The sequence below is a fragment of the Methanobrevibacter sp. genome, assembly GCF_015062985.1.
In the GTDB taxonomy this organism is placed as follows: Archaea; Methanobacteriota; Methanobacteria; order Methanobacteriales; family Methanobacteriaceae; genus Methanocatella.
On sequence record NZ_SUTI01000002.1, the window covers coordinates 87,482 to 99,063 of the forward strand.

15 protein-coding genes, 1 tRNA gene and 1 pseudogene are annotated in these 11,582 nt (G+C 31.3%); 7 read left to right on the forward strand and 10 right to left on the reverse strand.

Annotated features, from left to right (window positions below):
• Nucleotides 1-183: 183 nt before the first annotated feature.
• The 3 genes from E7Z77_RS01345 to E7Z77_RS01355 form a co-directional block, all read right to left on the reverse strand.
• The gene (locus E7Z77_RS01345) at nt 184-531 is read right to left on the reverse strand and encodes a HepT-like ribonuclease domain-containing protein (RefSeq protein WP_292749344.1); all 348 of its coding nucleotides are present in this window, start codon (nt 529-531) and stop codon (nt 184-186) included.
• Nucleotides 521-847: a nucleotidyltransferase domain-containing protein gene (locus tag E7Z77_RS01350; RefSeq protein WP_292749346.1), complete on the reverse strand. Its 327-nt coding sequence runs from the start codon at nt 845-847 to the stop codon at nt 521-523. Before E7Z77_RS01350 ends, E7Z77_RS01345 begins: the two co-directional genes overlap by 11 nt.
• Before the next feature lie 413 nt (nt 848-1,260).
• Nucleotides 1,261-2,712 carry an AAA family ATPase gene (locus E7Z77_RS01355; protein ID WP_292749348.1) on the reverse strand — a complete coding sequence of 484 codons (1,452 nt, stop codon included), beginning with the start codon at nt 2,710-2,712 and terminating at the stop codon, nt 1,261-1,263.
• Nucleotides 2,713-3,550: 838 nt separating this feature from the next.
• On the opposite strand from E7Z77_RS01355, the gene E7Z77_RS01360 reads away from it, so the two are divergent.
• Genes E7Z77_RS01360 through E7Z77_RS01370 form a run of 3 tightly spaced genes read left to right on the forward strand, consistent with a single transcriptional unit; the run spans nt 3,551 to nt 4,602 of the window.
• Nucleotides 3,551-4,078 (forward strand): DUF134 domain-containing protein, encoded by a 528-nt coding sequence (locus E7Z77_RS01360; protein WP_292749350.1) that lies wholly within the window; start codon nt 3,551-3,553, stop codon nt 4,076-4,078.
• Nucleotides 4,079-4,094: 16 nt separating this feature from the next.
• Nucleotides 4,095-4,382, forward strand: coding sequence for a DNA-binding protein (locus E7Z77_RS01365; protein ID WP_292749352.1), 288 nt, complete (start codon nt 4,095-4,097; stop codon nt 4,380-4,382).
• A 40-nt stretch (nt 4,383-4,422) separates the two neighbouring features.
• Nucleotides 4,423-4,602 carry a 4Fe-4S binding protein gene (locus E7Z77_RS01370; RefSeq protein ID WP_292749354.1) on the forward strand — a complete coding sequence of 60 codons (180 nt, stop codon included), beginning with the start codon at nt 4,423-4,425 and terminating at the stop codon, nt 4,600-4,602.
• Between the two features lie 93 nt (nt 4,603-4,695).
• Here the strand turns inward: E7Z77_RS01370 and E7Z77_RS01375 are convergent, their stop codons facing one another.
• Entirely contained in the window at nt 4,696-5,787 is a 1,092-nt protein-coding gene (locus E7Z77_RS01375; RefSeq protein ID WP_366510227.1) for an acyltransferase family protein, read from the reverse strand.
• 211 nt (nt 5,788-5,998) lie between these two features.
• Nucleotides 5,999-6,070, reverse strand: a tRNA-Gln gene (locus E7Z77_RS01380).
• A gap of 243 nt (nt 6,071-6,313) precedes the next feature.
• Between E7Z77_RS01380 and E7Z77_RS01385 the strand changes: the two genes are divergently transcribed.
• Together E7Z77_RS01385 and E7Z77_RS01390 are read left to right on the forward strand one after the other, a co-directional pair.
• On the forward strand, nt 6,314-6,598 hold the full coding sequence (locus E7Z77_RS01385) for a hypothetical protein (RefSeq protein ID WP_292749355.1): 285 nt from the start codon (nt 6,314-6,316) through the stop codon (nt 6,596-6,598).
• Nucleotides 6,599-6,600: 2 nt separating this feature from the next.
• The gene (locus E7Z77_RS01390) at nt 6,601-6,873 is read left to right on the forward strand and encodes a hypothetical protein (protein WP_292749356.1); all 273 of its coding nucleotides are present in this window, start codon (nt 6,601-6,603) and stop codon (nt 6,871-6,873) included.
• A 60-nt stretch (nt 6,874-6,933) separates the two neighbouring features.
• On the opposite strand, the gene E7Z77_RS01395 is transcribed toward E7Z77_RS01390, so the two are convergent.
• Nucleotides 6,934-7,323, reverse strand: coding sequence for a hypothetical protein (locus E7Z77_RS01395; RefSeq protein ID WP_292749358.1), 390 nt, complete (start codon nt 7,321-7,323; stop codon nt 6,934-6,936).
• A gap of 534 nt (nt 7,324-7,857) precedes the next feature.
• Between E7Z77_RS01395 and E7Z77_RS01400 the strand changes: the two are divergent.
• Together E7Z77_RS01400 and E7Z77_RS01405 are read left to right on the forward strand one after the other, a co-directional pair.
• Nucleotides 7,858-8,049: pseudogene (locus tag E7Z77_RS01400) on the forward strand (histone family protein); the annotation flags it as partial.
• A 355-nt stretch (nt 8,050-8,404) separates the two neighbouring features.
• Nucleotides 8,405-8,761 carry a zinc-ribbon domain-containing protein gene (locus tag E7Z77_RS01405; RefSeq protein WP_292749360.1) on the forward strand — a complete coding sequence of 119 codons (357 nt, stop codon included), beginning with the start codon at nt 8,405-8,407 and terminating at the stop codon, nt 8,759-8,761.
• 54 nt (nt 8,762-8,815) lie between these two features.
• Here E7Z77_RS01405 and E7Z77_RS01410 read toward each other — a convergent pair whose 3' ends face one another.
• The 4 genes from E7Z77_RS01410 to E7Z77_RS01425 form a co-directional block, all read right to left on the reverse strand.
• Nucleotides 8,816-9,757, reverse strand: coding sequence for a bile acid:sodium symporter family protein (locus tag E7Z77_RS01410; protein ID WP_292749361.1), 942 nt, complete (start codon nt 9,755-9,757; stop codon nt 8,816-8,818).
• Nucleotides 9,758-9,970: 213 nt separating this feature from the next.
• Nucleotides 9,971-10,360, reverse strand: a complete 390-nt coding sequence (locus tag E7Z77_RS01415) for a hypothetical protein (RefSeq protein WP_292749362.1) — start codon at nt 10,358-10,360, stop codon at nt 9,971-9,973.
• 83 nt (nt 10,361-10,443) lie between these two features.
• Nucleotides 10,444-11,079, reverse strand: a complete 636-nt coding sequence (locus E7Z77_RS01420) for a DNA alkylation repair protein (protein ID WP_292749363.1) — start codon at nt 11,077-11,079, stop codon at nt 10,444-10,446.
• Complete coding sequence (locus E7Z77_RS01425; RefSeq protein WP_292749365.1) at nt 11,080-11,499, reverse strand: RNA-binding protein; 420 nt, start codon at nt 11,497-11,499, stop codon at nt 11,080-11,082.
• Nucleotides 11,500-11,582: the final 83 nt, after the last annotated feature.

Consider the following 11,582-nt stretch of genomic DNA (forward strand, 5'->3'; position numbering starts at 1 on the left):
ACATCACATTTATTAATTTGAATTTCGATAAAATGAATAATATTTATTTCAGCACATATAATTATTACTAAAAAAAGGAAACGAAATTATAAAAGATTAATAAACAAAAGTAATCCATAATTCGATTATAATCGGAAACATATAATACAAATCCAAAAAAACCTGAAAAAAGTAAATGGATTGTTACAAATTGATATTTTTCAACTTAACTAACTCTTCTTTTAATTCAGGAACTTCAACTGTCAATGCATACCACATAACATCAAATTCTGCGGATTCATATTTATGAGTCATGATATTACGCATATCCTTAATACTACGCCAAGGAATATGATTATAATTTTCTTTAAAATCATCAGATAACCTATCAACATTTTCCCCAATCTGGATAATGCACATACTGCAAGATAATTGAAAGATATCATTTACAATGAATTCATCATAATTGGAATCAAATTCATTAAGAATTTTTTCAACTTTATCACAATAATCAATAATGTTATCAAGATATTCTAAATCCCTATTTCCCATAAATTAAAACCTCATCTTTGCATATTTTTTCTAAAAATTTTTTGTTATGTGAACTTGTTGTTACAACATCAACATTACATTTTAAAGATTGTTCCAAATCATGAATAAAATCAACGAAATCTATTAAACCTTTGATTTCACCTTTGTTTATTAATAAATCAACATCTGATTCATCAGTTGCTTCACCCCGTGCATAAGATCCAAACAGACTCATTCTAGAAACACCATATTTTTCTGCAATAGGTATAGTTTTTTCCTTTATTTCATCGAGAGTGTAAATCATAATAAAACCACCGATTATAACTTTTATAAACATGAAATCATTTAAAGTTCTATAATAATAAACATGAGTAAACTATAATTCATTGAACATATTTGAAACAAATATTTGATTTAAATTAAAGAAACTCTAAAAATATCCCAGCTAAACTTGTTATGTATATTTATCTTTTAATAATATATAATTACTTCCACAAAAGATTATGAAAAACATTAGAAATCCAAATATATACTATAATCCAAAAACTCTTTGGAAACATAATACTCTTTTTAATTCAAACGCACAATTAACAAGTGAATGAAATATTTAATTATTTTAAATTTCAAAAAGTAGTGTAGAGAGAACAAAAGTTATACAACTATCACATGAGTTTTCATATAACTCCTCTCCAAAATAATTTTAACTAATTAATGATTTAATTTTTAAGTTATATATAATTAATAGCTATTTCATAAAAATGAAAATGTTTTTGGAGGTATATAAATTACGTCATCCTCCTTTTTTACAGAAGAGTAGTTATTTGCAACCACTATACCATATTGACAATTATATTTGTTGATGGCATGTTTAATCTGTAGTTTCTTTTTCTTTCCACGACCTACCTCGATTGGAATGATGTTTTCGCAATCTTTTTGAATCAGAAAATCAACATTTCTTTTTTTGTCGGCATCATAATAGATAGTGAAATTTGTGAATTGATTATTGGATAAGTTAAACAAATTTGATGCAACTAGGTTTTCAAGAAGGAACCCTTCATAATCATCACTTCCAAGCAATGGGTTTCCCACTTTGGTTGACAGGGCATGTCTGATGCTGGGTGTTGCAAAATAATATTTCCATGATTTTTTAACCCTTTTGGCTGAACCACCATACGGCTCACAATGGAAAATCAGATGGGTCTTTTCAAGCAAATCCAATATCTTATTTACATTTGCAGTTGATGTTTTCAAGTAATTTGCCAAATTCGCTTGTGTTAATTCTCCAGGCTGTTGGAGAGCAAAATATCTTAAAATACGCTTTGCATTGGATTGGTTTTCAGATGAAAGCTCTTTTATTTGCGGCATGTCTTTTGTAATGACCCTTTGTGTAATTTCAACCAAATCCTCACATATTTCCCTATGAGACTTTTTGTCAAACAATATTGGAAAACCACCGAATTTAAAATATTCCTCCCAATCTGTAGAAGAGTAATCCAAGCAATTGGTCAATAAGTTATTTGCTTTAAATTCTGATGATAAAACATTATTAATATCTCCAACGAATATCAAATCTCTTAAATCAGCAGACAAACAACTTACGTCAATACCATATTTTAATTTTAAATGCTGTGTGTAGTTTAGAGGAGTTATGGATTTTTTACGCATTCTTCTTGCAAGATCATCACTGCGTTCCAAATGAAGAGCCGAAGAACCTGTAAATATCATGAAAATATTATATGATTTATCGTATATTACTTTTCCAGAGGAAGCCCATTTTTTATCGATTTGTGATTCATCAACGAATATGAAAACCTTTTCATCTAAATTTCTCAAGTTTGCATGAAATATGTTTTTCAGGTATACTTCAACCATCTGTCTTATATTGCATTCAACCAAATCATTTAAATCATCAAAGGAAATGTATAACACATTATTGGGAGGAATATTCTTTTCTTTTAAGAGATATTCATATACCTGTAGAATCAATGTTGTTTTGCCAACACCCCTAAGACCTGGCAAAACTATAATCTTATTTGAAGTATCTTCTTTTAAAAAAGTATCCAAGTATCCTTTTATCTCATCCAATTCTTCTCGGGAGTTGAATTTCATATTATTGTTAGATAACTCTTTATTTAAGATATTGGGAACATCAGTCAATTCATCTTTAATGAAATTTGCGATTAATTCTTCCTTTTCAATCATAGCAACATCCTCATTATTATATTCAAATATTTGAATTAACATATATAAATAATTATTCAAATATTTAAATAGTTATTTATAAAAAATTATTCAAATATTTGAATAAATGTATTTTAACTTAATTCTTAATTAAATACTAATTCTTCAGATATATATTAAATTAATCAATTTATATAGTTTTTGTTTGAAATAAAATCAATATTATTAAACTAGAAGAATATTCGAATATCAGACAACTTTTAAAGTAATTTCATATCGACATTGGCGTGACAATAATTGCTTTTCATCGATTGTTTGTAATAATTTTAGTATCTTACACTGCAACTTTTCCAATAACAGAACAATAGTTGCATTAATATCTTTGGCTCAAGTTATGGTACATGATTTGGCGTTCCAGCCGATACATTTTATCCAGCATAGATGAAAATATTCAATTATCATGAATTCTAAAAAAAGTAGTGTAGAGAGAACAAAAGTTATACAACTATCACATGAGTTTTCATACAACTCTTTCCAAAATAATTCTAATTAATTAATGATTTAAATTTCAAGTTATATATAATTACTACCCATTTTTCTTTTCCAGCTTAAGAAATGTGTATGTACAACTGAAAAAACAATTGATTTATAATATCAATGCTTTTAATACTAGAAAGGTTTCATTAAACTGTACCTTTGAACTTACTTTTGATTTAAATCACAACCAACACCAATAATCATAGGAGGAGATAGATGCATCACCATACCCCATGATTCTGCAATCATATGGCAACAACATTTATATAGTAGTTATGAATATATATTCATAATACCTGAAGATAAATTTGGGGAGAATAATATGGTAAGGCCTAAAAGAAGAAGAAGAGTAGTTACATGTCACAAACATGAGTTGAACAGGAATCAGGACCCTGTTGAATTATCAGTAGATGAGTTTGAAGCCATCCGATTTAAAGACTATCATGATATAAAGCAAACTGAGGCTGCTGAATTCATGGGAATTTCACAGTCAACTTTCCACAGAATCCTAAATTCCGCAAGACATAAACTGGCCACATCTTTAATTGAAGGCCGACCAATAGTTGTTGTAAAAGGTGATACAATGATTGATCCGAACAAATACTTATGCGAAGACTGTGGTTTTCAATGGTCAAATCCAGAAAAGGAATACGAAGAATGTCCTGATTGCAAATCAACAAACATTCGCAAATTAAACACAAACAATAGAAGAAATCAAATGTCAAATGACACATGCAGCTGCCCTAATTGCGGTTACAGTGAACCAAAAATTAGAGGCGTCCCATGCAGAACAAAAATCTGCCCTGAATGCGGTTCACCACTACAGGGAAGAGGATTATGCAATATTTAAATAAGAGATGATTATAATGGCTGACAATCTGGAATATATCTGCAAAGAATGCGGATTCAATTGGATAACATTAAACGGCGAACATGAAATGTGTCCGAAATGCCACAGCAAAACAATAGACTATATCGGGGAAGTGGAAGGCTTGGATATCGATTCAATATTGAATCACAACAAAAGGATGGGAGGATGCTGCGGATCCGCCCGTGGAAGAGGTCCGCTGACATGTGGAAAACCGTATCCTGATCACCATGACCCTAATATCCCACATGACCCTGAAAAATGCTGTGGACACAGAGTATGCTAAAAAACATACTCTCATTTTATTATTTTGGAGGTTAAAAAAAATGGCTGATATTATAATAAACACCGACAAATGTGATGATTGCGGAGACTGCTCAGACATCTGCCCTATGGAAGTTCTGATTCTTAAAGACGGTAAACTAACCATCAATGAACCTGAGGAATGCAGCTACTGTGAAACCTGTGTAGACATATGTCCCAACGAATGCATCACAATCAAATGAAAATTCAAATCATTCCTTTTATCATCATATTTTTTTAATCATATGATAATGATAAATCCGAAAAAAAATAAAAAAAATGATGATTTGCATCATTTAACTATTTGAATTTAAATACTTATCAAATTTCAAGTATATATTCTCTTCAAATTGTGCAAATCTCTTTTTAACTTTTAATTTTCTGAATAATAACTCTCTTATCCAATCAACTAAACCACAAACAACAAATATTCCTGCTCCAATAAGAATGACACTTATAAACAATGAAATTGGATCCATGTGAGCTATAAATTCAAATTTTTTATCAAAGAAGAAATGTGCAAGTGACATGTTATTGTGTATAAGATAGACTGCAAAACAGACCGGAGTAAAGAATTCTATAACAGATATGACGGCTGATTTAGTAATATTCATTTTTTTAAAGAAACAGAATAATGCAATACCTCCAATGAAATATAATGGAGATAAATAACAATTAAATGAATATATGTTAAATCCAGGTTCTATTAAACCGGATACATCAAGCACATACCTCAATATCCAGGATATTAAAAAACATGCAACATAAATCAAAAGCCATTTGTAATTTTTAAACATTTTAAATATTTCATATTTATGTATAAGGCCGCCAGTGTAATATAACACTAAAAACCATAAAACACTGTATCCCTGATTAAGAGTAAATGCCATATCCTGATTTAAAATTACAGGCAACAGTGAAAATATAATGAATAAACTTAAAAATACTGACAAATCCTGTTTTTTAGTAAAATGTTTCAATCCTAAGTTTATAAACGGTGAAAGCAAAAACATTCCAACATATGCTGTGAAGAACCAATATCTACTAAATTGAGCTTTAGTAAAAAATGTAGGAATAATTGCTTTCCAATATTGTTCCAAACCAATTTCATTAGGAAATATAAATTTCAGCGCGATTATAATAATTATGGAATAAAATAAAACCTCCGCCCATAGCGTTAATAAACGATAATATCTGGTCTCTTTACCATAATAGACATAACCTGTTATCAAAACAAAACAATTAACAGCAACCAACAGTATTGACTCTAATAACCATGCTGATTCATATTGTAGTGAAAGCGGTACAGTAGCACCAATTACGCCTCCCTGACCCAATATATGAACCATAGGCACCATCAACATGGATACAACCCTAAGCAGGTCTATTCCATAATCCCTTTAGTAACACTTATATTAACACTCATAGTTCATCCCTCATAGATTTTAAAAAAAATATGTACAGAATAACAATCCTTAATAATAATATTATTTTCATAATCATTAAATTTATTGTTAATCCATAGAAGATTGAGCATTTGCTTCATGTCAGATTGGGACTGAAAAAAATGAAAAGATTAAAAAAAATTAGATAATCAAATAGTCCCGAGCGGAGTCGAACCGCTGTCTTTGGGTCCAGGGCCCAAAAGGATTGCCGCTACCCTACGGGACTATACAATTATTTTTTTAGAAATCATCATATATAAAACATATTGTTAATACTAAAAACAATGCAATTCAATGCAGAACCCCTATCCGAACATCAAATACGGTGTTTCGAATTTTTTCAATGAATACTCCTTTAATAAACATTTTCGGAAAATATACATAGGTACAGTTAACATATCTTCTATTATGTTTGTCAACTAATCAATTTGACAATAATAATGAAATAATAATAATAGGTGACAAAAGTATGTTAGAGGAATATTTGCCCTTTATGGGGCTAATAATTTTTGGAAACATTGAAAACCTGATTTTGGCATCACAGGGCGTTGTTAAGGGAGTGGATCCTAAAGTATTAGGTGGTTTGAGCATAATCGTTGTTATAATCTGGCTGGTGCTGGGTACAGTTTTGACTGATGCTGCAATGCAATATTCAAACATCATAAACTTTATCGGAGGACTTGCAATATTCCTATTAGGTATTCAGGCGGTTTATGGAGCGGTGAAAAATATCAAATCAAAAGGTGGTGAATAATCATGGTTGAATTAAAGGAATATGCACAATTTTCAACTTTGCTTATTTTTGGAAACATTGAAAACCTGATTTTGGCATCACAAGGCGCTACAGCTCATGTAAATCCCATCATTCTTAGCATCTTAAGCATAATTGCCGTCATAATATGGCTTTTAATTGGAACATATGGAACTCAAATGGCCATTAAATATGCAGACTACATTGAAATCATCGGCGGCGTTGCCATTATCATTTTAGGTATTGAAGCAATGCTTGAAGGTGTTGGAATGATTTAATTATCCTTTAAAATTTTACATATTAAGTTAAAATGAGAAAAAGACTATTCGTCCTTTTCTTCATTGGATTGAAAAATCAGCTATTGAGTCATTTTCAACTGCATCTTTCAATCTTAAACTTTTTTCAACATCGATTGCTAATGCATCACAGTCAGCTTTAATGGCATCCAAATGCATTAGAATTCTTTCTTTTTCCTGGTTAATTTTTTTTATATTTTGATATGGATAAATGCATTCCTTAAACATTCCATAATCCACGGTAGTGTAAGGATATTCATTTAACTGCTTACATACATTTTTTAAAATACCGTATAGAAATTTGTTCATCTCGACTTTTACTTGCTCTTTAATCATTTTATCGCTGTCAAGATTTTCTCTCATCAGACGGTATATTTCATTTTTAGCGAATGGCAATTTTTCTTTTTCATTAATCCTTTTTTCTTCAGACATAATTTAACCTCAATTGGTGATGGCCAACACACATTCTTAAAAATCGCAGCAACATGTGCGTCTAATAATATATTGTGTTTAACTCATATATAAATGTATCGTTTAAATTAAAATAATGATAATTTATTTAACTACTTAATGATATAAACTACAAAATAAATTAATCTAAAATTAATTATTATTATATTTAATAATATGTAAAAAACCAATTGATAAAAATGATGATAACTAATAAAAATATACATTAAAACAATCCATCATTCAATATAACACTATGGCAAATAGGAGATCTTCATGTATGACCAACCTATGAGAAATTAGAAAAATATTCAATCACCAACGAGTTTTGATTGAAATTAGTTTAACAGGACCAATTTGAAAAAGACACAATATTGATAGGATTCACTTTAACATTTAGACTAAAATTTGTTAATTTAATGAAAATTAATTAATTTTATAGGCAGAACTATGGAAAAGCTTTAATCTTACATTAGTTATATAATTAAACAAATAATGTAAATGGAGGTGAAAAATATGGCAATTCCTAAGGCTCCTGTAAAAAGGATTATCCAAGAAGCTGGTGCTGAGAGAGTAAGTGCTGATGCAGTAGACGCATTAACTGAATTCTTAGAAGATTACGCAGAAGACATATCTAAAAAAGCAGTTACCTATGCAAAATATGCAAAAAGAAAAACTGTAAAAGCAGAAGATATTGCTTTAGCTATTGACAGTTCCACTTCTGAAGCTCCTGAAGATAAAAAAATTAACATTATGGATTTAATCAAAAATGTATTTGAAGCCGCATCAGAAGGACAAGGCATTGAAGACATCATTAAATCATTCCAGAAAATGGAAAAAAAAGAATGAACTGACAAAGATGAATATTAATTCCGGATTAAAATTATTGATTTGATTTAAATCATATAGTTTTAATTATTTGCAAGTTTTTCTTGCAAATTTTTTATTTTTTAAGATCAATAGCTATTTTTTATCTTTAAATTAATTTTCTGGTGGAAATCAGAAAAAAAATACACCAAATATAAATAAGTTTTTTGACAGAAATCTGCTTAATAAGACTATTATGGGAATGTATGATATGGCCAATTTTTGTACTAACTGTGGAGCTAAAATAGATGAATCAGATAATTATTGCGGTAATTGCGGAACTAAAATAGACAAATCTGACATAAAACAGAATAAACATCCATCAAAATCCCTGGCTGATAATATAGAAAAAGAAATGATCAGTACAGAAATGGAAGAGAATAAAATGACTCGCGGAAACTATTGCAATTTGAATTGCATACATTGCTACGAAGAATTTTTAGATAGTGAAGGCGCAATAGAGGGTGATTTTAGCAGTGGCGGGATGGTTGAGTATTACTGCAATTTAGGCCATCCTGTAGTTTACGGAAGTTTTTGTGAAGATTATGAATGATAAATATGGCATCAATTGTGCAATAATCTCCCAACGCCTACAAACAGAAGATTTTCAGGACAGATATCTCCTAAATACGTATGCAAGGATTGAACCGGCAAAATTCTGCCAAACGGAATAAAGTGCACCTGGAACGGTTGCTTGAGACAGACTCGGAAAATGAGTCTTTGCAAGGCCTGTGGACAAACCTGAATTTTGAAAAGCCAGCTCAATGGCTACTGTGACAATTTGCTTTCTATCCATTCCAGCAAGATGGCCCACTGCAAATCCAAGCAGCATGGCAAGGAAATACTGTAGAATAATGACAACAATTATTATTGCTGAAGATGTCAATATTGCTTGTTTGTTGACACCAATTACACCTGCAACAATTAAACAAATTACAATCGATGATATTGCAGGCAGATAATCCTTTAGTCTTTCACAGAAATCAGGGAATTTGTAATTTAATATTAAACCTAAAACGATTGGAATAATCACGATTTCAATTATTGAAATGAACATGTCAACCGGATTAAACTGAATCTGATTGCCAATTAACAGTAATGTGATTAATGGAGTTAATATCGGTGAAATCACAGTGGAAAATGCAGTTAATGAAACGGACAATGCCACATCTCCCTTGGAAAGGAATGTAATGACATCGGAAGCTGTTCCTCCAGGCACAGTTCCAACCAATATAAGTCCAACAGTCAACGCAGTATTTAAAGAAAAGAATTTTGCAAGCGCCAATGCCAAAAGAGGCATTACCGCATATTGCGCTATAAGTCCCACAGAAATTTCCTTTGGATTTTTAAATACTCTGATAAAGTCATCCGCCTTCAAAGTGGTTCCCATTGTGAAAAGAACAATGCTTAAAAGCAGATTCAATATGTTTATGCCGTTATAGTCACTTAAAACCCATTGAAATGCATTTGGATAAACCAGTGAAATAACAACTGCCAGAAAAATTATTATGAAAAAATATTTTTCGATAAATTTAAAAATCCTCTTCATGATAAAAGTATTAGATTTAACATATTAAAAAAATTATGCATTGAACTAAAAAAATCATGCATGGTTCCACATCCCGGTTTAATCGTTTAATAGGTTTCTTATAGAATAAATAGAACAGCATATGAACTTTTCATGCATGAAGCTAACCTGCATGCTTTAAAAACATTAAATCAGAAATATTATCTTTAATCAAATTCCTGCTTAAGAAACGGATTATCCTGCAATTACGGCTACATTGCCCTCATAGGTGCAACCCTGATATTTTCCATCACCGGCAAAGGTAAAGTTTCCATAATAATTTCCGTTCTTTGCGTCAGGCACATATTCTGCATGCTCTATCGTGAATTCACCATTTTCATCAGTGACGACATCAACAAGAGTGCCCATATCATTACCCGGCTTGTGATATGTGATTGTCTTATTTGCCACACCATAGCTGTATGCATCCATCAAAACTCCCGAAAAGGTTTCGTTTTCGGCAACTTCAGTTTCATTGATAAGTATGAATGTAGCCACATTGTTGTTGAACTGGAACCAAAAGACTCCCACGCATATGACAAGAGCAATCAGCAAAATAATTAGATAGTAACTTTGTTTTTCCATATTGATCCCTTGACAATATATTGAACCTTTTCTAAAATAAACTTAACTTATGATGAAGCGAATTTGCATTGAACCCTGTCGCTTTACAATTCCTTTAAAGCATTGCGGGCAACCCATTTGCTTGATTTGTCATCCATTTCAAGAATTTCATTTGCAAGCCCAATAGCTTTCCTGTTGTTTTCCAAGCTTGACTTGCCTATTTGTCTTATTGCCCAGTTGACGGATTTCTTGACAAAGTTGCGGTTATCCCTGGAACCTTCCTTGAGAATTTCAAAATACTTGTCAAAATCAGCATCCTTTTCATGAACTGCCAGAACGGCTATTAGGCTGAATGCAGTCCTTTTTATGAATTCCTCATCTGAATTGCACCAGATGAATATATTGTCCCTGGCTTGCGGAATGAATCTCAGAAGGTTGATGCATGCCTGGTCCACCAGGTCCCATGAATAGAATGAATTGACCCACTCGTCCAATTGGCTTGACGTTACCTTTTCCGGATCTTCGACAAGGGTTGCCAAAAGGTAGGTCTCATGATATCCATGATTCCAAAGCTGCAATGCAAGTTCATGGTTTTTACCGCAGGCCTTTGCGATTTTCCTAATCTGAGGAAGTCTCAATCCATAACTTTTAACGTAGCGGATGCCGAATCTTTTCATGTTTTCGGCAAAATCCTCATTTGAATTTTCTTCCAATTCATGAATAATGTCATCAAAATCCATTCAATCACTTAAAATAGCTTCACGGACTTTATCAACAGCAATTTGCTTTTTAGCAGGGAACGCTGCAATCTTAATTTTGAAATGAATCGCATCGCCCTTATCAAGAATGGTCATTTTTTCATCAAGAGCATCTTCCTTATCGAATCTTAAAAACCAGTTCCCCTTTTCATCGATTTTACGCTCTAAATCACTGTTTAATTTATCCAAATCAACAGATTCTAAAAGTTTGTTAAAAAAAGTCTTTGTATATCTTTTTTTGGAAACGACACCTGATAAAATAATTATCCTGTCTTCCAGTAGTCCTTCCGCCTCTTCGGCTTCGATTTCGGCTTCGGGAAGTAAATTTAAAATAGCTTGAGAAATCTCATCGACGCTTTCATTTTCATAAACGAAAGCCCTGAATTTAATATTATGAATCATTTTTATCAAAAAGGAATGAAGAAAAATTAGATTTTTCTTCTTCTAGCTTGTTCTGAGCCTTTTCCTTTAGATTTGATTCCACG